Raw genomic sequence first — 21,494 nt, forward strand, 5'->3', positions numbered from 1 at the left:
CATTCAGCCTCGGGTCAGCCAGCCAATTTAGTCGTCGTCAAAAACATCGCATCACCATAGCTGAAGAAGCGGTAGCGTTGCGCGATCGCATGTGTGTAGGCGGCACGTATCGTGTCGTAGCCGGCCAGTGCGGAAACCAGCATCAGCAATGTCGATTTCGGCAGGTGGAAGTTGGTGATCAGGCGCGTGACGGTCTTGAACGTGTAGCCCGGCGTGATGAACAGCTGCGTGTCGGCACTGCCGGCCTGCAGCGTACCGCTTTGCGATGCCGATTCGAGTGCGCGCAGGCTCGTCGTGCCGACCGCGATCACGTCGCGCCTTACCGCTCTTGCCGCGCGTACCGCATCGACGGTCTGCTGCGAAATCGTGTACCACTCGCTGTGCATCTTGTGTTCGGACAGATTCTCGTTGCGTACCGGCTGAAAAGTACCGGCACCGACGTGCAGCGTCACATAGGCGAAGTTCACGCCCTTTTCCTTCAGCTTCGCCAGCAGTGCATCGTCGAAATGCAGGCCCGCGGTCGGCGCGGCGACTGCACCCGGATGTTTCGCATAGACGGTCTGATAGCGCGTCTCGTCGAAGGCGTCGGCATCGTGCTCGATATAGGGCGGCAGCGGCAGACGACCATGCGCATCGATCAGTTCAAACACGTCGTCAGGGAATTGCAGTTCGTAGAACTCGCCGGCACGCTGGCCGACGATCACGTCGAACGCCTCGGCCAGCCGGATCTTCATGCCCGGCACCGGCGATTTCGACGCACGGATCTGCGCATGCACGTTGCGCGCATCGATCACGCGCTCGACCATTACCTCGACACGGCCACCGGTTTCCTTGACGCCGAAGAAGCGCGCCTTCAGCACGCGCGTATCGTTGAACACCAGCAGATCGCCGGCCTGCAACAGATCGACAATGTCGGCAAAGGCGCGATCGACGAGACCGTCGGCCTTCACCTGCAACAGGCGCGAGGCGCTGCGCTCGGGCAGCGGCGTCTGCGCGATCAGTTCCTGCGGCAGGTCGAAATCGAAATCGGAAAGCGTGTACATGCGTCGAACGGATGGAAAACGGGCAGCGGAACTGCTATGGTTGCAAGATTGTTCAGAGTCGGCCGGCAGACGGTCGCCCGACTTTGCAAAAACCCGCTATTTTACGCGCTGGCGCCGATTCAGACCGAGATGTCGATTCAATATCGCTTTGATATCGAATAGGCAGGTTGATCGACAGCAGCGCGCCTTGCCGTCCACTATGCCCGCACCGAGGAAAAAGCCCGCTACCGCTGCTGCTGCCAAAAAGGCTGCAAAGAAGGCGCCCGCACAGACGCCGGCAAATCGCATTGCCGACAAGCTGGCGCGCCTTGGCCTGCGCAGCGACATCGACAAGGTATTGCACCTGCCGCTGCGCTACGAAGACGAAACGCAAATTCTGCACATCGACGAAGCCGGCCGCGCGTTCGGCCGTCCGGTGCAGGTCGAGGGCGTCGTCACGTCCTGCGAAGTCGCGTTCCGCCCGCGCCGGCAACTGGTGGTCACGATCGCCGACGACACCGGCCCGCTGACGATGCGCTTCCTGAATTTCTACGGCAGCCAAGTCAAGCAGCTAGCCGAGGGCAACCGTGTGCGTGCACGTGGCGAAGTGCGACACGGCTTCTTCGGCGCGGAGATGGTGCATCCGTCATACAAGATGGTGAACGCAGGCGCGCCACTGCCGACGGGCCTGACGCCCATCTATCCAGCCGGCGAAGGCGTATCGCAGGCGATCCTGCGCAAGACGATCTCTGATGCAATGACGCGCCTCGACTGGCGCGACACACTGTCCGAAGCATTGCGCGCCACACACGATCTGATGCCCTTCGAGCTGGCAGTGAAGCTGCTGCACAATCCGTCGCCGGATATTTCGGAGCACGCGCTGGCCGACCGCTCGCATCCGGCATGGATACGAATGAAGTTCGACGAACTGCTGGCGCAGCAATTGTCGATGAAGCGTGCGCAGGAAGCGCGGCGCGCGAAAGGCGCGGCCGTGCTGAACAAGGTCGGTGCGCTGTCGAAGGCATTCCTGCAGCAACTGCCGTTCAAGCTCACCGGCGCGCAGCAGCGCGTGCTGGCCGAAATCCGTCACGACCTGCAACAACCGTATCCGATGCAGCGCCTGCTGCAGGGCGACGTCGGCAGCGGCAAGACCGTGGTCGCCGCACTCGCCGCCGCGCAGGCAATCGACAGCGGCTATCAAGCCGTGCTGATGGCGCCGACCGAGATCCTGGCCGACCAGCACTTCCGCAAGATCGCCGGCTGGATGGAACCGCTGGGCGTCAACGTCGCCTGGTTGACCGGCAGCCTGAAGGCCAAGGAAAAACGCGAAGCGAAGGAACGCATCGAAGCCGGTATTGCACAGCTGATCATCGGCACGCATGCCGTGATTCAGGACGATGTGCAGATTCCCAAATTAGGTTTGGCAATCGTCGATGAGCAACATCGCTTTGGCGTCAGCCAGCGCCTCACCTTGCGCAACAAGGGCATAGGCGACGGCAGTGCGGCTGTTCCGCATCAGTTGATGATGTCCGCCACGCCAATCCCGCGCACGCTGGCGATGACTTATTACGCCGATCTGGAAGTCTCCGTCATCGACGAACTGCCGCCGGGCCGCACGCCCATCGTCACGCGCGTGATCGACCAGAACCGGCGCGACGAAGTGATAGAACGCGTGCATGCAGCGGCGCTGGAAGGACGACAGGTCTATTGGGTCTGTCCGCTGATCGAGGAATCGGAAGCGCTGCAACTGCAGACCGCGACCGACACGCACGCCGCGCTGTCGGCGGCGCTGCCCGACCTGCGCGTGGGCCTCGTGCACGGTCGCATGAAACCGGCGGAAAAACAGGAAACGATGGATGCCTTCACGCGCGGCGACGTGCACGTACTGGTTGCCACCACCGTGATCGAAGTCGGCGTCGATGTGCCCAATGCATCGCTGATGGTGATCGAACACGCGGAACGCTTCGGCCTGTCGCAATTGCACCAGTTGCGCGGCCGCGTCGGGCGCGGCTCGGCAGCCAGCGTCTGCCTGCTGCTGTACCAGTCGCCGCTGGGTCCGGTGGCGAAAGAGCGTCTGCGCATCATGCGCGAATCGACCGACGGCTTCGAGATCGCCCGACGCGATCTGGAGCTGCGCGGCCCCGGTGAATTTCTCGGCGCACGTCAATCCGGCCAGGCCATGCTGCGTTTTGCCGATCTGGAAACCGATCAATGGCTGGTCGAACACGCACGCGATACAGCGCAACAATTGCTGCGCGACGATCCGGCGACCGTCGAAGCGCATCTGGCGCGCTGGCTGGGGTCACGGGAAGATTACCTGAAGGTATAGAATAAACGCCTTGCAGCCCTGCCGCTCCACCATCGCCCAGCCAACGACATGACTCTCACCGAACTCAAATACATCGTCGCCGTCGCCCGCGAAAAGCATTTCGGCCGCGCGGCCGAAGCCTGTTTCGTCGCCCAGCCGACGCTGTCCGTCGCGATCAAGAAACTGGAAGACGAACTGGGCGTGACGCTATTCGAACGCGGCGGCAGCGAAGTTTCAATGACGCCGCTGGGCACACAGATCGTGTCGCAGGCCGAGCGCGTACTGGAACAGACCGCCGCCATCAAGGAAATCGCCAAGCAGAACAAGGACCCGCTGGTCGGCCCGTTCCGCCTCGGCATCATCTACACGATTGCGCCGTATCTGCTGCCGCCGCTGGTCAAGACGCTGATCGAAAACGTGCCGCAGATGCCGCTGGTGCTGCAGGAGAATTTCACCGTCAAGCTGCTGGAGCTGCTGCGGCAGGGCGAGCTGGACGCGATCATCGTCGCGCTACCCTTCCCTGACCAAGGCCTGATGGTGCAACCGGTCTACGACGAACCCTTCGTCGTCGCGGTGCCGAAGGACCACGAGTGGGCCAAGCGCGATCACATTCCCAGCGATGCATTGAAATCCGAAACCATGCTGCTGCTCGGCAACGGCCACTGCTTCCGCGATCAGGTGCTGGAAGTCTGCCCGGAGATGTCGCGCTTCTCGACTTCCGGCGACGGCATCGCGCGCACCTTCGAAGGCTCGTCGCTGGAAACGATCCGCCACATGGTGTCGTCCGGCATCGGCATCACGGTGCTGCCACGCGGTTCGGTACCGGACATGCATCCGACCGAAGGCATGCTGCGCTATGTGCCGTTCGAGGAACCGACGCCATCGCGCCGCGTCGTGCTGGCATGGCGCAAGAGCTTCACCCGCGGCGCGGCGATCGAAGCGGTGCGTCAGGCGCTGCTGTCGTGTGAACTGAACGGCGTGACGATGCTGGCTGACGAACCGCCGCTGGAGACCTGATTCGCCGTGCAAGAGAATCGCCTGCATCTTTATCTGCGCCTGGTCCGCCTCGACAAACCCATCGGCACGCTGCTGCTGCTGTGGCCGACGCTGGTTGCGCTATGGCTGGCATCCGACGGCTATCCCGACTGGCGGCTGCTCGTCATCTTCGTCATCGGTACCTTCCTGATGCGTTCGGCCGGCTGTGCGATCAACGATTATGCCGACCGCGATTTCGACCGCCACGTCAAACGCACGAAAGACCGGCCGATCACCGCCGGCCTGATCAAACCGAAGGAAGCGCTGGTCATCGCCGCCGTGCTCGCCGTGCTCGCCTTTTGCCTGATCCTGCCGCTGAACACGCTGACCAAGCAATTGTCTGTGGCAGCCGTCATCATTGCCGGCACCTATCCGTACTTCAAGCGCTTCTTCGCAATCCCGCAAGCCTATCTCGGCATTGCGTTCGGCTTCGGCATTCCGATGGCGTTCGCTGCCGTGCAGAATACGGTTCCCGCCGCCGCCTGGTGGCTGCTGCTGGCGAACGTCTTCTGGTCGATCGCCTACGACACCGCCTACGCGATGGTCGATCGCGACGACGATCTGAAGCTCGGCATGAAGACCTCCGCCATCACCTTCGGCCGCTATGACGTTGCCGCCATCATGCTGTGCTACGCGGCATCGCTCGGCATCGTCTTCGCCGTCGGCTGGCAGTACGGACTGCGCCTGTGGTTCGCAGCCGGCATGCTGATCGCCGTCGGCTGCGCGCTGTACCACTACACGCTGATCCGCACGCGCGAACGCATGCCATGCCTGTATGCCTTCCGGCACAACAACTGGCTGGGCGCGGCAGTATTCGGCGGCGTGGCGCTGGACTTTCTGCTGCGCTGAAACGCCACCATCGGCAGAACGGAATTTTCCTGCCGCATTGCCATCCAATGGAACCAGCCTGCAAACGGAGCGGAAGCGCGCCATGCAATTCCTCGTCAATATCGACGTCGACGATCTCGACAAGGCCGTGCAGTTCTACGGTGCGGCATTCGGCTTGCAACCCGGCCGCAAGCTGGGCGAAGCCGGCATCGAAATGCTGGGCGGCGCCGCACCCATCCATCTGCTGCACAAGCCGGCCGGCACGCATGCCTCGGCAGCAACGGACGCTCACAGACATTACACGCGCCACTGGTCGCCGCTACATCTGGATTTCATCGTCGACGATATCGAGGCAGCAGTACAACGCGCGGTGGCGGCGGGCGCCATCGTCGAAGAAACGATTTCGGTTCACGCATGGGGCAAGCTGGCATTGATGGCCGATCCGTTCGGCCACGGTTTCTGTTTCGTCCAACTCTCAGAACAGGGATATGACGCCATTCCATGACGCCGACAACGACTGAACCGCAAGGCGGCGACGCCAACGTCAAGCGCTACCTGCCATGGGTGGTCGCCATCGCGCTGTTCATGGAACAGCTGGATTCGACCATCATCAATACGGCGGTACCGGCCATGGCGGCCAGCTTGCAGGTGACGCCGCTGAGCCTGAAAGCCGTCGTCAGCAGCTACATTCTGAGTCTGGCCGTCTGCATTCCGGTCAGCGGCTGGATGGCAGACCGCTTCGGCACCCGAAAAGTATTCAGCATCGCCGTCGCCCTGTTCACGCTGTCGTCCATCCTGTGCGGCCTGTCGGTCAACGTACCGATGCTGGTGGCGGCGCGCATCCTGCAGGGCATCAGCGCGGCGATGATGCTGCCGGTCGGGCGCCTTGCGATCATCCGCACCTTTCCGAAATCCGAACTGCTGACGGCGATGAACTTCGTCATCATCCCGGCGCTGATCGGTCCGCTGCTGGGGCCGACGATAGGCGGGCTGATCGTGCACTGGCTGCCGTGGCAGGCGATCTTCTTCGTCAACGTGCCGGTCGGACTGGCTGCGCTGTGGATGATCCGCCGCCACATGCCGGATTACCGCGCCGAAGCGACACGGCCGCTGGACGTGATCGGCCTCGTGCTGTTCGGCGCCGGCGTCGCGCTGCTGTCGTGGCTGCTGGAAATTTTCGGCGAACACTATCTGGATGCGACGTCGACCACCATTCTCTTCGCGCTGTCGCTGGCGCTGCTGGCCGCTTATGTGCTGCACGCGCGCACAGCGCTGCATCCGCTGCTGCAGCTGGCGCTGTTCCGCGTGCGGACCTTCCGCGTTTCGGTCGTCGGCGGCTTCATCACGCGATTGGGCTTAGGAGGCATGCCCTTCCTGCTGCCTCTGCTGTACCAGATCGGACTCGACCTGCCGGCCTGGCAATCCGGCATGCTGATGATGCCGGCGGCAGTCGCGGCGATGGGAATGAAACTGATCGCGGTGCGCGTGCTGCGCCGTTTCGGCTACCGCAGCGTGCTGATCGTCAATACGGTGATGATCGGCCTGACGATCTCGCTGTTCTCGCAGATCACGCCGAATACGCCGATCTTCCTGATCGTGCTGCTCGGCCTGACGCAGGGCTTTTTCAACTCGCTGCAGTTCTCCAGCATGAACTCGATGGCCTATGCCGATATCAAGGCGGAAGATTCCAGCATGGCCAGCACGATCGCCAGTTCGATGCAGCAGATGTCGATGAGCTTCGGCCTGGCGTTCGGCTCGCTGATCGCCGGCTGGTTCCTCGGCGGCCTGCCGCAATCCAACCACGTCGCCGTGATGAGCGCACTGCATCATGCCTTCCTGACGCTGGGTGCCATCACCATCTTGTCTTCGCTGTCGTTCTGGACATTGCGCCCGCACGATGGCGACAGCGTCAGCGGCCGCGTCGCTTCGCGGCAGCAGACCTGAATCCCCTTTCCGGCAGCGTCGATATGCTTGCAAACGGCGCTCCCGATACATTCTGTAACAGCGCTTACCGAAATCGGGCTGGTTCCTGACAACCGAATCGCCTTTAATAGCGTTGTCACCTGCAGGCATCGTCATTGCGAAGACGACGCTGAAAGGCAAGCGGCCAATACATGTACATACCGCAGTATTGCCGCAACAGTGCCATATCAAGGAAAGGGAAAATATATGAAGAAGCGTCTTATCGCCTGTACGCTCATCGCCGCCGCGCTGGCAGCACAAGGCACAGCGTTTGCCGACGATCACGGCCGTGGTCATGGCCATGGAAAATCGCAACGCCATTACGATCGCCATGACCGTCACGATCGCGACAATCGCCATGATCAACGCGACCATCGCTATTATCACAACGGTCGCGGCGCCGGTCCGCACCACGATTTCTATCGCGGCCAGCGTCTCTCGGCTGAATACCGCCGACACGAATACGTCGTCGACAACTGGCGTTACCACCGATTGAGCGCGCCGCCGCGCGGCTATCACTGGGTACAGACCGGCAGCGACTATGTGCTGATTGCCATCACCACCGGCATCATCGCGCAGATCGTGTTGAGCAACTAAATCGCACTAACCGTTACACCATGCAAAAGGGGCCGCATCCGCAGCCCCTTTTTTCATTTCCGTCACGGCACTCAGTCGCGTCCGAATTCCTCGCCGAGTTCACGGCCCCGCGCGGCAGCCGCCTTCATCGCCTTGACGATCGCATCCTTCACGCCGCTCTCTTCCATACTGGTCAGCGCCGCATACGTCGTGCCGCCTTTCGACGTCACACGTTCGCGCAGCACGGAAACCGGATCGTCCGATTGTGCCGCCAGTTGCGCCGCGCCGACGAAGGTCGAGATCGCCAGCGCATTGCCCTGTTCCGCGGTCAAACCCATTTCCTGCGCTGCCTGCTGCATCGCCTCGAGGAAATAGAAGACGTACGCCGGACCGCTGCCGGAGACGGCTGTGACCGGATCGATCAGCGCCTCGTCATCCAGCCACACCGTTTCTCCTACCGCGCGCAGGATCGCATCGGCTGCGTCGCGCTGTTCGGCACTAACACCAGCCGTCGCCACCATGCCGGTCACGCCCTTGCCGATCAGCGCCGGCGTATTCGGCATCGTGCGCACGATCGCATCGTGGCCGCCCAGCCAGCGCGACAGATCGGACGCACGGATGCCGGCGGCGATCGACAGCACCAGCTGCTTTTCGATATGCGGCTTCAGTTGCGCGACGACGTCCTTCATCTGCTGCGGCTTGACCGCCAGCACGATGACGTCGCTGTGCGCCACGGCATCGTCGATAACGGTTGCCGTGCGCACGCCGAACTGCTGCTGTAGCCGCTGCAATGCATCGGCATTCAGATCGACTACGTGAATGTTGGAGCCGGCCGTCAGCTTGCCCGCCAAACCACCAATCAGGGCGGCCGCCATGTTGCCGCCGCCGATGAAACAGATCTTCAATTCATTTTTTTGCATAGTTCCTGGTTCCGAAAATGGCCGAACCGATGCGCACGATGGTGGCGCCTTCGGCGATGGCGGCGGGCATGTCGGCCGACATGCCCATCGATAAGGTATCCAGTTGCAACCCGTCGGCCTGCAACTGCGTGAAAAGTTCGTGCATCTTCCTAAACGGCACACGCTGCCGTGCCGCATCGTCTTCCGGTTCAGGAATCGCCATCAGCCCGCGCAGACGCAGACGCGGCATTGCGGCGACCGCCTTCGCGACAGTGGCGACCTCTTCCGGCGGCACGCCGCTCTTGCTCGCTTCGCCGCTGATGTTCACCTGCAGGCAGACGTTCAGCGGCGGCAGTTGTTCAGGGCGCTGATCGGACAGCCGCTGCGCGATCTTTTCGCGATCGACCGAGTGCACCCAGTCGAAATGCTCGGCGATTGCCCGTGTCTTGTTGCTCTGGATCGGCCCGATGAAATGCCATTCGAGTTGCAGGTCCGGCCGCTGTGCGCGCACCGTTGCCATCTTGTCCAGCGCTTCCTGCAGGTAGTTCTCGCCGAACGCCCGCTGGCCGGCGCCGGCCGCATCGATCACCGCATCGGCGCCGAAGGTCTTGGAAACCGCCAGCAGCGCCACGCCGTCCGCCGCGCGTTGCGCGTTGTCTGCAACCTCGGCGATCTGCCTGCGCACGGCTTGCAAGTTCTGGCGTATTGCAGACATAATCAAAGTTCTTTAAAGCAAGGTTTCGCGATATTTTGCAATTGCCGCCGCATCAGGCGCAGCAGGCACTTTCCCCGTCAGGGCGGGCTCAGGGATTATAAATGGACATTTCCGAACTACTCGCGTTCTCCGTCAAGAACAAGGCTTCCGACCTGCATCTGTCCGCCGGCCTGCCGCCGATGATTCGCGTCCATGGCGACGTGCGACGCATCAACCTGCCGCCTTTGGAACACAAGGACGTGCATGCGATGATCTACGACATCATGAACGACGGCCAGCGCAAGACCTACGAGGAGCGCCTGGAAATCGATTTTTCGTTCGAGATTCCCGGCCTGTCGCGTTTCCGTGTCAACGCCTTCAACCAGGATCGCGGCGCAGCTGCTGTGCTGCGAACAATTCCGTCGAAGATCCTGACGCTGGAAGACCTGCACGCACCGAAGATCTTCGCCGAACTGGCACTGAAGCCGCGCGGTCTCGTGCTCGTCACCGGCCCGACCGGTTCCGGCAAATCGACCACGCTGGCGGCGATGGTCAACCACATCAACGAAAACGAATATGCGCATATCCTGACGATCGAAGACCCGATCGAATTCGTGCACGATTCGAAGAAATGCCTGATCAACCAGCGTGAAGTCGGCCCGCATACGCACTCGTTCGAGAACGCGCTGCGTTCCGCACTGCGTGAAGACCCGGACGTGGTGCTGGTCGGTGAATTGCGCGACCTCGAAACCATCCGCCTCGCGCTGACCGCGGCCGAAACCGGTCACCTCGTGTTCGGCACGCTGCATACGTCGTCGGCCGCCAAGACCATCGACCGTATCATCGACGTCTTCCCCGGCGAGGAAAAGGAAATGGTGCGCGCGATGCTGTCCGAATCGCTGCAGGCCGTCATCTCGCAGACGCTGCTGAAGACCAAGGACGGCAGCGGCCGTGTCGCCGCGCACGAGATCATGCTCGGCACGCCGGCGATCCGCAACCTGATCCGCGAAGCGAAGATTGCGCAGATGTATTCGGCGATCCAGACCGGCGCCAACGTCGGCATGCAGACGCTGGACAACAACCTGACGGAACTGGTACGGCGCAACGTCATTTCCGGCGCAACTGCGCGTTCGGCGGCGAAGACGCCGGAAAACTTCCCTGGATAATTTTTGCCGTAGCCACTCTGAACGAGGAACAGCATGGAACGCGATCAGGCCACCAAATTCATGTACGACCTGCTGCGCCTGATGCTCAGCAAGAACGGCTCCGACCTCTTCATCACGGCGGACTTTCCGCCCGCCTTCAAGATCGACGGCAAGATGACGCAGGTATCGAACCAGCCGCTGACGCCGCAGCACACGGTGGAACTCGCACGCGCGATCATGAGCGACAAGCAGGCTGCCGAGTTCGAAGCCACCAAGGAATGCAACTTCGCGATCAGCCCCGGCGGCATCGGCCGCTTCCGCGTCTCGGCCTTCGTGCAGCAAGGCAAGGTCGGCATGGTACTGCGAACCATCACGACGGCAATTCCGAAACTGGAAGACCTCGGCGTGCCGGAAACGCTGAAGGACATCGTGATGACCAAGCGCGGCCTCGTCATCATGGTCGGCGCCACCGGCTCCGGCAAATCGACGACGCTGGCCGGCATGCTCGGCTATCGCAACGAAAACAGCTACGGCCACATCATCACGATCGAAGACCCGGTCGAATACGTGCATCCGCACAAGAACTGCGTGATCACGCAGCGCGAGATCGGCGTCGATACCGAAGACTGGGCGATTGCGCTGAAGAACACGCTGCGCCAGGCGCCGGACGTGATCTTCATCGGTGAAATTCGCGACCGCGAAACGATGGATTATGCGATCGCCTTCGCCGAAACCGGTCACCTGTGCCTGGCGACGATGCACGCGAACAGCTCCAACCAGGCGCTGGACCGTATCATCAACTTCTTCCCCGAGGAACGCCGCCAGCAGTTGCTGATGGATCTGTCGCTGAACCTGAAGGCGATGCTGTCGCAACGCCTGATCCCGCTGAAGGATACGAAGGGCCGCTGCGTCGCCGTCGAGATCATGCTGAACTCGCCGCTGATTTCGGACCTGATCTTCAAGGGCGACGTGCACGAGATCAAGGAAATCATGAAGAAGTCGCGCGAACTCGGCATGCAGACTTTCGATCAGGCGCTGTTCGACCTGTACGAAGCCGACAAGATCAGCTACGAGGATGCGCTGCGCAATGCGGATTCGGTCAACGACCTGCGGCTGTCGATCAAGCTGCACGGCAAGGAGGCGCACGGCCGCGATCTGTCCAAGGGTACCGAGCATCTCGGTATCGTGTAGGCCGTAAAAAGCGGCATGCACAGCCGCACAGGGAGCAGGAGGCAGCATGAGCAACGTCCATGACTTCACCGTCACCGCATTGACCGGCGCGCCGGTGGACCTGTCGCAATATCGCGGCAAGGTCATGCTGATCGTCAACACGGCCAGCAAATGCGGCTTCACACCGCAATACAAGGGACTCGAGGAATTGCATCGGCAATTCGGTGAACACGGCCTGGAAGTACTCGGTTTTCCATGCAACCAGTTCGGCGCGCAGGAACCGGGCGATGCCGACGAAATCGGCGCGTTCTGCGAAAAGAACTACGGCGTAACGTTTTCTCTATTCGAAAAAATCGACGTCAACGGCAGCGATGCCGAACCGCTGTTCAAATATCTGAAGCATGCCGCCCCAGGCCTACTCGGCAGCGAAGCGATCAAATGGAATTTCACCAAGTTCCTGATCCGCAAGGATGGCAGCGTATTCAAACGCTATGCGCCGCAAACCAAACCCGAGGAACTGACGGCCGACATCATGCAACTGCTCGACGAATAGCGATTCCTATAAAGAACACTCAAGAGTAATGCGCAGCGAACGAGCGCTTGTCGTCGAGCCTTGTCATTGAATCTTTTCTCTCAATTTTTCTGCGCCACTTTTCTTCACTTATTTCAACCAAACAAAACGCCGGCAGTTGCCGGCGTTTTGTTTGATGCGACATGCATGCGCTAGGCGCTCTGCAACGCATCGTCGATCAGTTCGATCCAGTGCCGTACCGGCTTGTCGGTGCCGGACTGCAGATGCGTGATGCAGCCGATGTTGGCCGAAACGATGGCCTCCGCACCGGTCGCTTCCAGATTCGCCAGCTTGCGATCACGCAGACTGTACGACAGCTCCGGTTGCAATACCGAATACGTACCCGCAGAACCGCAGCACAAGTGGCTTTCTGCACACAGTTGCACATCGACGCCGGCGATGCGCAATATCTGTTCGACCTTGCCGCGTATCTGCTGGCCATGCTGCAACGTGCACGGCGGATGCCAGGCGACGCGCTGCGTCATTTTTCCCGCGAGCTTACCGGCAAGTTCATGCTCGAACTGCGGCAGGATTTCGCTGAGGTCTTTCGTCAGTTCGGTAACCCGTCGCGCCTTTTCCGCATAGACCGGATCGTCGATCAGCAGATGGCCGTAATCCTTGACCATCACGCCGCAGCCGGATGCCGTCATCACGATCGCTTCCACGCCGTCTTCCACATGCGGCCACCATGCATCGATATTCCGGCGCGCATCGTCGCGCGCTGCCTCATGATCGTTCAGGTGATAGCGGATCGCACCGCAGCAGCCAGCCTTGGGCGCGGCGATCAGCTGCACGTCCAGCGCATCGAACACGCGTGCGGTCGCCGCGTTTATGTTCGGCGACATCGCCGGCTGGACACAGCCTTCCAGCAACAGCATGCGACGCGCATGTGCGGCCGTCGGACGAACGCCGGCATGCTGCGCACGCGGCACCTTGTCCTTCAATTTTTTCGGCAGCAGCGGTCGGAACAATTGACCGGTCTTCATTGCCGGCGTGAACAGCCATTTACGCGGCAAGAATTCCTTCAGTGCCGTGCGCTTCAATTGTTCGCCGAACGTGTACTCGACGCGCTCGGACACCACCTTGCGCCCGATATCGACCAGACGGCCATACTGCACGCCGGATGGGCAGGTCGTTTCGCAATTGCGGCAGGTCAGACAACGATCCAGGTGCAGTTGCGTCTTCGCCGTCGGTTTCTTGCCTTCCAGTACTTGCTTGATCAGATAGATGCGGCCACGCGGCCCGTCGAGTTCGTCGCCGAGCAATTGATACGTCGGACAGGTCGCCGTGCAGAAACCGCAATGCACGCATTTGCGCAGGATGGCATCCGCTTCGGCGCCGTCGCGTGTGTCCTTGATGAAATCGGCCAGATTGGTTTGCATGTGTTCGTTTCCCGATGCGGCTAGAGCTGCGCGTACATGCGGCCCGGATTGAAGATGCGCTGCGGGTCGAAGGCATTCTTCAGGTTGTGATGGATGCGCGCCACGGCCGGCGCCAGCGGCTGGAATATCTCGCCGTCACGATTGCCGCCGCGGAACATCGTTGCATGACCACCAGCCGCGATCGCTGCATCGCGTACCGCCTGCGCGGTCTGCGGCGATGCATCGTCGACGTGCAACCAGCGCTGCGCGCCACCCCACTCGATCAGTTGCGCACCTGCATCGCCCAGGGCAAGCGGCGGCGCCACCGAAGGCACCGACAAACGCCACAGCATGCCGGGGCGATCGAAATACGCATTGCGATGCTCGCGCAGTGCCAACCAGAAATCGGCTGCTTCCGCCATCTCGTCACCGCCGATCGTGCGGCGTGCCGCAGCAATCGCCGCTTGCGCGCCGGACAAGCGCACCGCCAGCACGCCGTCGCACCAGGCGCTGGCCGAGATCGGCAGCGGCTTGCCGCCCCATTCATTCAGACGGCGGATCGCCTCTTCTTCCGTCAGTTGGAGGCGCAGCGTGGTTTCCGCGACCGGACGCGGCAAGACTTTCAGCGACACTTCCACGATCAGTCCAAGCATGCCCAACGAACCGGCCAGCAAACGCGACACGTCGTATCCGGCCACGTTCTTCATCACCTGGCCGCCGAACTGCAGCAATTCGCCCTTGCCATCCATCAGCGCCGCTCCCAGCACGAAATCGCGCACTGCGCCGACTGCTGCACGGCGCGGACCGGAAAGTCCGGCTGCAACCATGCCGCCAACGGTCGCGCCGGCACCGAAATGCGGCGGTTCGAAGGCCAGCATCTGGTTCTGCGCGGCCAGCGTCTGTTCGACGTCGGTCAGTTTTGTACCGGCACGCACGGTCACGACCAGTTCGGTCGGATCGTAATTGACGATGCCGGCATAGGCGCGCATATCCAGCACGTCGCCGGTCAGTTGACGGCCGTACCAGTCCTTACTGCCGCCGCCACGAATGCGCAGCGGCTGGTTGTGGCTGGCGGCCAGAATCTGGTCGCGAAATTGGGCGAGTACCTGTTCCATCGATTGAAAGGGTGAAATCAGAAGCGTGGCAGATCGGGGAACTTCAGCATGCCGCGACGCACATGCATCTTTCCGTATTCGGCGCAGCGTTGCAGCGTCGGAATGGCCTTGTCCGGATTCAGCAGACGCGGCGGATCGAAGGCCGCCTTTACGCCGAAGAAGACATCCATTTCCGCGCGCGAAAACTGCACGCACATCTGGTTGATCTTTTCGAGACCGACACCGTGCTCGCCGGTGATCGTGCCGCCGACGGCGACGCACATTTCCAGAATCTCCGCACCGAACAGTTCGGCACGATGAAATTCGTCGGCGATGTTGGCATCGAACAGAATCAACGGATGCAGATTGCCGTCGCCGGCATGGAAGACGTTCGCACAGCGCAAGCCGTACTTCTCTTCCATCTTCTGGATGCCGAGCAGCACTTCCGCCAGCGCGCGGCGCGGAATCGTGCCGTCGATGCAGTAATAGTCCGGCGAAATGCGCCCGGCGGCAGGAAAGGCATTCTTGCGGCCCGACCAGAATTTCAACCGTTCGGCTTCGTCGCGCGATACCGAAATCGCCGTTGCGCCGGAGGCTTCCAGCACCGCGATCATGCGCGCGATTTCTTCGTCGACTTCTTCCGGGATGCCATCGGATTCGCACAGCAGCAGGGCTTCCGCATCGATGTCGTAACCAGCCTTCACGAACGGTTCGACCATGCGCGACGATGTCTTGTCCATCATCTCCAGTCCGGCGGGAATGATGCCGGCGGCGATTACCTTCGCTACCGCATCGCCGCCACGCGCGACATCGTCGAACGACGCCAGGATCACGCGCGCCTGTTGCGGTTTCGGAATCAGCTTGACCGTGACTTCCGTCACCACGCCGAGCATACCTTCCGAGCCGATGAAGACGGCCAGCAGATCGAGGCCGGGCGCATCGAGTGCGGTGCCGCCGAGTTCGACGACATCGCCTTCGATCGTCACCATACGCACGCGCATCACGTTGTGCACCGTCAGTCCGTATTTGAGGCAATGCACGCCGCCGGAATTTTCCGCGACGTTGCCGCCGATCGAGCAGGCGATCTGCGACGACGGATCGGGCGCGTAATACAAACCCAGCGGCGCGACCGCTTCCGAAATCGCCAGATTGCGCACACCCGGTTGCACGACGGCGGTACGCGAGTACAAGTCCATCGACAGGATGCGATTCATGCGCGCCGTCGACAGCACGACGCCGTCGGCGATCGGCATCGCGCCGCCAGAAAGTCCGGTACCCGCGCCGCGCGGCACGATCTTCACCTGCAGCGCATTGCACACCTTCAGCGCCGCAATCACCTGCTCTTCGTTCTCCGGCAATACGACGACCATCGGCAGCCGGCTATAGGCCGCCAGTCCGTCGCACTCATAGGGTCGTGTGTCTTCTTCGTCGAACAGCACGCTGCGCTCCGGCAGAACGGCACGCAGCGCATCGACGACGGTGCGCTGGTATTCGGCAGTGAAAGGCGGAGCGGAAATGGCGTTCATGGTGATGCGATGTTGTGCGCGTTGCAAGCACGGCGCGCACGCGTGCGCACAGTTATTCAATGGAACTAGAGTGTAGCGACGACGCTGTTGCCAGCGGGTGAAAAATATTCAACTCATGCGCTGCCGGAATCGGCATGCACGACGTGCCGCATTGACGATAGAGCATGCCGATCGACGGCATGCTCTATGACGCAATAGGGAAGGAATCGAAAGAAGACAACAAAAACCGGAAACGACTCGAAACGATTTGCCGCTTACTTCAGCCGTTGCGTGATGAAGCGACCTTTCATCCATTCGAGCATCGCTGCCACTTCGGGCCGGTCGCGCGCATTGCGCTCGTAGACCAGATAGTAGGCATGCTGCGGTGTGGCGAGTTTGATATCGAACAGCGGCACCATCTCGCCCTTGCGGATCATCTCGCTGGCGAAATGCCCACGTGCAAGTGCGACGCCATAACCGTGGCGCACCGCTTCCAGCAGCAGACCGAGATCATCGAAGCGCAGGCCGTTAACCGGCTCCGGCCAGTCGAGGCCGGCTGCATCGAACCACGATTGCCACGGCTCCAGTGCGGAACGCAGCAATTGCGCTTTCTTTAAATCGGCCGGCTTTTCCAGGCCGCCGATCTTTTCCAGATAGGCCGGGCTGGCGACAGGAAACACCGGTTCTTCGAACAATTTCTCCGTCACCATGTCCGGATACTTGCCCGCGCCGAAACGCACTTCGACATCGGTTTCGGACAGGCTCATATCGTACAGCGGTACCGACAGATAGGTTTCGATCGTCACGTCCGGTTGCTGCGCCATGAACTCGTGCAGATGCGGCAGGAACAGATAGCGTGCGAACGTCGGCGGCACCGTCACCTTGACGCGCGGCTGCGCCGGCGCATTGCGATACGGCAGCGGAAACTCGGCCAGCGAACGCAGCGCATCACGCACCACGTCCAGATAGCGGCGGCCGAATTCTGTCAGGCTGACACTGCGGCCATCGCGCACGAACAGGCGTTCGCCGACGAATTCTTCCAGCAGGCGGATGCGATGCGAAAAGGCCGATGGCGTAATGCAGAGTTCTTCCGCGGCGATCGCGAACGAACCGTGGCGTGCCGCCGCCTCGAATGCGGAAAGAGCGTGAACGGGAGGAAGTCTGATGGCCATTGCATCCTGCGTTAGTGGTTAATAACAGGATTTTACCGGTTCGGCGGCAACATCGTCTGTATGCCGGTTTTACGGCCGCACTCGTCGCTTTTGGCATTCATCCATACGGAAGACGTAACGGCCTTCGTAGCGGTTTTCCCGTATCCTCGCATTCTCTGCAACCAACTCCATTCATCATGGGTAATCGACTTTCAAAGATCGCCACACGCACCGGCGACGACGGCACGACCGGCCTGGGCGACGGCAGCCGTACCGGCAAGGATGCCTTGCGCGTGCAGGCAATGGGCGATGTGGACGAACTGAACTCGCACGTCGGACTGCTGCTGTGCGAGGACATGCCGGCTGCGTTGCGCGAGGAACTGGTGTCTATCCAGCACGATCTGTTCGATCTTGGCGGGGAATTATGCATTCCCGGTTATGCGTTGATCGAAGATGCGCATGTGGCGCGGTTGGATGCGTTGCTGGCGAAATACAACGCGGATCTGCCGCCGTTGAAGGAATTCATCCTGCCGGCTGGGTCGCGGGCGGCTTCTCAGGCACATGTTTGTCGGACGGTTTGTCGGCGGGCTGAGCGACTGGTTGTGGCTTTAGGACGTGTGGAGACGTTGAACGATAATCCGCGGCGGTATTTGAATCGGTTGTCGGATTTGATGTTTGTTGTGGCGCGGGTGTTGAATCGGTTTGGGGGTGGTGGGGATGTTTTGTGGGAACGGGAGAGAGAAAGGTAGTCATCTCCCTCTTCTTACTGCTTATCTGTGGCAACAGCGTTATCTCTTCGTATGAACGTCCGTTGCCGGGGTTGGCCCGGCGGCCACCTTCTTTCTTTGCTTCGCCAAAGAAAGAAGGCAAAGAAAGGCGACCGCAAGACGTTGCCCGCTTCGCGGGTTCCCAAGGCTGGCGATAATCAGCCGGGGGCACAAACCAACTCGCTTCGCTCAAACATGTTTGCGCCCTTTATCCGTCTGACCATCGCCAGCCTTGACAACGTCCCAGCGGGGAAGGTGCCAATCCTCGCCTGCGGCATCGGGGTTGGCTAAAAGACAGAAACTCTGATTGCATTTCAGGACAGCAATGCCGCAGACGAGCCGTCCGGCAGTTTCCGCTGGGGCGCTGCCGATTGGGTGATACGAAAAATGGGAAACGGGCGAAACTCGCTTCGCTCAGACAACGCCCGTTTCTTTTTCCATTTTCCGTATCACCCAATCGGGTACCCCGAAGGGGCAGTGTCTTGCGGTCGCCTTCTTTTGCTCACTTTTCTTGCGCCCGGCCAGGGGGCGAGACAAGAAAAGTGAGCGGCTGCCGGGCCGCCCCCGGCAAACCCATTCCCCACGAAGAAACCCATCAATCAGAAACAACTGTCCTCAACAAGAACACCAAACAAAAATGCCGCTTAATCAAGCGGCATTTTTTTATTCAACCAAAGCGAAACTCACTTCACTCGCTTATCCTTCTCAATCACCGCATAAGCCGAATGATTGTGAATCGACTCGAAGTTCTCCGCTTCCAGCGTATAAGCCAGTACACCAGTCTCGTTGTTCAGCATCACCGCCACATCCCGCACCAGATCCTCGACAAACTTCGGATTGTCATACGCACGCTCGGTCACATACTTCTCATCCGGCCGCTTCAGCAAACCGTACAGCTCGCACGAAGCCTGCGCCTCGATCTTGGCGATCAGATCTTCCACCACGAACTCGCCATCCATCAACGCATGCACGGTGATGTGCGAACGCTGGTTATGCGCACCGTAGGCGGAAATCTTCTTCGAGCACGGGCACAGGCTGGTAACCGGCACCAGCACTTTCAGCGTGATCTCCAGCTTGCCGTCCTTCAGTTCGCCGGTCAGGCCGACTTCGTAATCCATCAAGCTCTGCACGCCGGAAACCGGCGCCGTCTTGTTGATGAAATACGGGAACGACACTTCGATACGGCCGGCGTTCGCTTCCAGCAAAGCCAGCATGTCATGCATCAATTTACTGAATGCAGGCACATCTAGCGGGCCTTGCATATCTTCCAGCAGCGCGATGAAACGCGACATGTGTGTACCTTTTTGCTCTTCAGCCAGATGCACATACATGTTCCACGTACCGACCGACGGTTGCGTGCCGGCGGAAGTTTTGACGGTCAGCGGATAACGCACGCCTTTGACGCCGACACGCTGAATGACAATGTGACGAGTGTCCGGTGTTGCTTGTACATCGGGCATGGCGCTCAAGCCGGGATCGCGAGTATTCATGGTGAAACCTGTCCTGTCGGCACGAAGCCGAAATAAGTACTGCTTTACTGCTTGTTGTTGACGACCAGTCTTGGCTCGTCTTTGGAAAAACGTTGTCGAATCGAAGCGGCGATTCCTTTTGCATCCAGTCCGCACAGCGACAGCAGCTTGCCGGCGTCGCCATGGTCGATAAATTGGTCCGGCAGGCCCAGATGCAATAGCGGCTTGACAATGCCTTCCGCCGCCAGCGCTTCCGCTACGGCCGAACCGGCGCCGCCCATGATCGAACCTTCCTCGACCGTGACCAACGCGTCGTGCGTCGCCGCTAGGCGCTTGACCAGTTCGACGTCCAGCGGTTTGACGAAGCGCATGTTGGCGACCGTCGCGTCGAGCTCTTCGCCGGCATTCAGGCTGGGCGCGACCATCGTGCCGAACGCGAGGATCGCAATGCTACGTCCTTCGCGGCGCACTTCGCCGGTGCCCAGCGGAATCGTTTCCAGCGTCTTGTCGACCTTGGCGCCGATGCCGGAACCGCGCGGATAGCGCACCGATGCAGGGCCATTGTATTGGAAAGCCGTCGACAGCATCCGGCGGCACTCGTTTTCGTCCGACGCGGCCATGATGACCATGTTCGGGATGCAGCGCAGATAGGCAATGTCGTAATTGCCGGCATGCGTCGCACCGTCAGCGCCGACCAGGCCGGAGCGATCCAGCGCGAACGTAACGTCGAGATTCTGTAGGGCAACGTCGTGAATCAGTTGATCGTAACCGCGCTGCAGGAAGGTCGAATAGATCGCAACGACCGGTTTCAATCCTTCGGTGGCCATGCCGCCGGCGAACGTCACCGCGTGCTGTTCGGCAATGCCGACGTCGTAGTAGCGATCCGGGAAGCGGCGCTCGAACTCGACCATACCGGAGCCTTCGCGCATCGCCGGCGTGATGCCGACCAGACGCTTGTCCGCCGCCGCCATGTCGCACAGCCAGTCACCAAACACGCTGGTGTAGGTGACCTTGGGCGTGGCGGCCGGCTTGATGCCCTCTGCCGGATCGAACTTGCCGGGACCGTGATACAGCACCGGATCGGCTTCCGCCAGCTTGTAGCCCTGCCCCTTGCGCGTAACAACGTGCAGGAACTGCGGGCCTTTCAGATGTTTCAGGTTCTGCAGCGTCGGGATCAGCGAATCGAGATCGTGGCCGTCGATCGGGCCGATGTAGTTGAAGCCGAATTCCTCGAACATCGTGGCCGGGACAAGCATGCCCTTCGCATGTTCCTCGATGCGCTTGGCCAGCTCGCGCACCGGTGCCGGCAGCACGGTCTTGCCGACGTTTTTTGCGGCGGCATAAAACTGGCCGGACAACAGGCGCGCCAGATAGCGGTTCAATGCACCGACCGGCGGCGAGATCGACATGTCGTTGTCGTTGAGCACAACCAGCAGGTTGATGTCATCGTAGACGCCGGCGTTGTTCAGCGCTTCGAACGCCATGCCGGCCGTCATCGCGCCATCGCCGATGACGGCGATCGCGTGGCGCTGTTCGCCCTTGGTCTTGGCTGCCAGCGCCATGCCGAGCGCGGCCGAGATCGATGTCGACGAATGCGCGGTACCGAAGGTGTCGTATTCGCTTTCCTCGCGGCGTGGAAAACCGGAGATGCCGTTCAGCTGGCGCAGCGAATGCATGCGGTCGCGACGACCGGTCAGGATTTTGTGCGGATAGGTCTGGTGACCGACGTCCCACACGATGCGGTCTTCCGGCGTATTGAAGATCGCGTGCAATGCGATCGTCAGCTCGACGGTGCCGAGATTGGACGACAGATGGCCGCCAGTCTGCGACACCGATTCCAGCACATAGGCGCGCAGTTCATCGGCCAGCTGTTTCAGTTGCTGGCGCGACAGTTTCCGGACGTCTGCCGGGTCGTTGATAGTCTGAAGCAAATCCAT

The 21,494-nt window shown here is 60.9% G+C and carries 19 protein-coding genes; 10 read left to right on the forward strand and 9 right to left on the reverse strand.

Features of this window, described 5'->3' with window-relative positions; all coding sequences use genetic code 11:
• Positions 1-14: 14 nt before the first annotated feature.
• Positions 15-1,043, reverse strand: a complete 1,029-nt coding sequence (gene queA, locus ACO1VH_RS04720; protein WP_486242960.1) for a tRNA preQ1(34) S-adenosylmethionine ribosyltransferase-isomerase QueA — start codon at positions 1,041-1,043, stop codon at positions 15-17.
• A gap of 199 nt (positions 1,044-1,242) precedes the next feature.
• On the opposite strand from queA, the gene recG reads away from it, so the two are divergent.
• The 6 genes from recG to ACO1VH_RS04750 all read left to right on the forward strand — a co-directional run bounded on the left by recG (position 1,243) and on the right by ACO1VH_RS04750 (position 7,752).
• Entirely contained in the window at positions 1,243-3,351 is a 2,109-nt protein-coding gene (recG, locus tag ACO1VH_RS04725; RefSeq protein ID WP_486243100.1) for an ATP-dependent DNA helicase RecG, read from the forward strand.
• 48 nt (positions 3,352-3,399) lie between these two features.
• A complete protein-coding gene (locus ACO1VH_RS04730) occupies positions 3,400-4,347 on the forward strand; it encodes a LysR substrate-binding domain-containing protein (protein ID WP_486242962.1) in 948 nt (315 codons plus the stop codon).
• Between the two features lie 6 nt (positions 4,348-4,353).
• Positions 4,354-5,214, forward strand: a complete 861-nt coding sequence (gene ubiA / locus ACO1VH_RS04735; protein WP_486242964.1) for a 4-hydroxybenzoate octaprenyltransferase — start codon at positions 4,354-4,356, stop codon at positions 5,212-5,214.
• A gap of 82 nt (positions 5,215-5,296) precedes the next feature.
• Complete coding sequence (locus tag ACO1VH_RS04740; protein ID WP_486242966.1) at positions 5,297-5,698, forward strand: VOC family protein; 402 nt, start codon at positions 5,297-5,299, stop codon at positions 5,696-5,698.
• A complete protein-coding gene (locus tag ACO1VH_RS04745) occupies positions 5,695-7,137 on the forward strand; it encodes a DHA2 family efflux MFS transporter permease subunit (RefSeq protein WP_486242968.1) in 1,443 nt (480 codons plus the stop codon). Before ACO1VH_RS04740 ends, ACO1VH_RS04745 begins: the two co-directional genes overlap by 4 nt.
• A 225-nt stretch (positions 7,138-7,362) precedes the next feature.
• A complete protein-coding gene (locus tag ACO1VH_RS04750) occupies positions 7,363-7,752 on the forward strand; it encodes an RcnB family protein (protein ID WP_486242970.1) in 390 nt (129 codons plus the stop codon).
• A gap of 71 nt (positions 7,753-7,823) precedes the next feature.
• Here ACO1VH_RS04750 and proC read toward each other — a convergent pair whose 3' ends face one another.
• Both proC and ACO1VH_RS04760 read right to left on the reverse strand, forming a co-directional pair.
• Positions 7,824-8,651 carry a pyrroline-5-carboxylate reductase gene (gene proC, locus ACO1VH_RS04755; protein ID WP_486242972.1) on the reverse strand — a complete coding sequence of 276 codons (828 nt, stop codon included), beginning with the start codon at positions 8,649-8,651 and terminating at the stop codon, positions 7,824-7,826.
• Positions 8,638-9,345 carry a YggS family pyridoxal phosphate-dependent enzyme gene (locus tag ACO1VH_RS04760; protein ID WP_486242974.1) on the reverse strand — a complete coding sequence of 236 codons (708 nt, stop codon included), beginning with the start codon at positions 9,343-9,345 and terminating at the stop codon, positions 8,638-8,640. Before ACO1VH_RS04760 ends, proC begins: the two co-directional genes overlap by 14 nt.
• Positions 9,346-9,446: 101 nt before the next feature.
• On the opposite strand from ACO1VH_RS04760, the gene ACO1VH_RS04765 reads away from it, so the two are divergent.
• Genes ACO1VH_RS04765 through ACO1VH_RS04775 form a run of 3 tightly spaced genes read left to right on the forward strand, consistent with a single transcriptional unit; the run spans position 9,447 to position 12,192 of the window.
• Positions 9,447-10,490 (forward strand): type IV pilus twitching motility protein PilT, encoded by a 1,044-nt coding sequence (locus ACO1VH_RS04765; RefSeq protein WP_486242976.1) that lies wholly within the window; start codon positions 9,447-9,449, stop codon positions 10,488-10,490.
• Between the two features lie 33 nt (positions 10,491-10,523).
• Positions 10,524-11,660: a PilT/PilU family type 4a pilus ATPase gene (locus ACO1VH_RS04770; RefSeq protein ID WP_486242978.1), complete on the forward strand. Its 1,137-nt coding sequence runs from the start codon at positions 10,524-10,526 to the stop codon at positions 11,658-11,660.
• 46 nt (positions 11,661-11,706) lie between these two features.
• A complete protein-coding gene (locus ACO1VH_RS04775) occupies positions 11,707-12,192 on the forward strand; it encodes a glutathione peroxidase (protein ID WP_486242980.1) in 486 nt (161 codons plus the stop codon).
• A gap of 170 nt (positions 12,193-12,362) precedes the next feature.
• Here ACO1VH_RS04775 and glcF read toward each other — a convergent pair whose 3' ends face one another.
• The 4 genes from glcF to ACO1VH_RS04795 form a co-directional block, all read right to left on the reverse strand.
• Positions 12,363-13,592, reverse strand: a complete 1,230-nt coding sequence (gene glcF, locus ACO1VH_RS04780) for a glycolate oxidase subunit GlcF (protein WP_486242982.1) — start codon at positions 13,590-13,592, stop codon at positions 12,363-12,365.
• 20 nt (positions 13,593-13,612) lie between these two features.
• Positions 13,613-14,686, reverse strand: coding sequence for a glycolate oxidase subunit GlcE (gene glcE / locus ACO1VH_RS04785; RefSeq protein WP_486242984.1), 1,074 nt, complete (start codon positions 14,684-14,686; stop codon positions 13,613-13,615).
• A gap of 17 nt (positions 14,687-14,703) precedes the next feature.
• A complete protein-coding gene (locus ACO1VH_RS04790; RefSeq protein ID WP_486242986.1) occupies positions 14,704-16,191 on the reverse strand; it encodes an FAD-linked oxidase C-terminal domain-containing protein in 1,488 nt (495 codons plus the stop codon).
• A gap of 254 nt (positions 16,192-16,445) precedes the next feature.
• A complete protein-coding gene (locus tag ACO1VH_RS04795; protein WP_486242988.1) occupies positions 16,446-17,342 on the reverse strand; it encodes a LysR substrate-binding domain-containing protein in 897 nt (298 codons plus the stop codon).
• Positions 17,343-17,518: 176 nt separating this feature from the next.
• On the opposite strand from ACO1VH_RS04795, the gene ACO1VH_RS04800 reads away from it, so the two are divergent.
• On the forward strand, positions 17,519-18,070 hold the full coding sequence (locus ACO1VH_RS04800; protein ID WP_486242990.1) for a cob(I)yrinic acid a,c-diamide adenosyltransferase: 552 nt from the start codon (positions 17,519-17,521) through the stop codon (positions 18,068-18,070).
• 701 nt (positions 18,071-18,771) lie between these two features.
• On the opposite strand, the gene folE2 is transcribed toward ACO1VH_RS04800, so the two are convergent.
• Together folE2 and dxs are read right to left on the reverse strand one after the other, a co-directional pair.
• Positions 18,772-19,578: a GTP cyclohydrolase FolE2 gene (gene folE2, locus ACO1VH_RS04805; RefSeq protein WP_486242991.1), complete on the reverse strand. Its 807-nt coding sequence runs from the start codon at positions 19,576-19,578 to the stop codon at positions 18,772-18,774.
• Between the two features lie 44 nt (positions 19,579-19,622).
• Positions 19,623-21,494, reverse strand: coding sequence for a 1-deoxy-D-xylulose-5-phosphate synthase (gene dxs / locus ACO1VH_RS04810; protein WP_486242993.1), 1,872 nt, complete (start codon positions 21,492-21,494; stop codon positions 19,623-19,625).

This window comes from Oxalicibacterium sp., assembly GCF_057353965.1.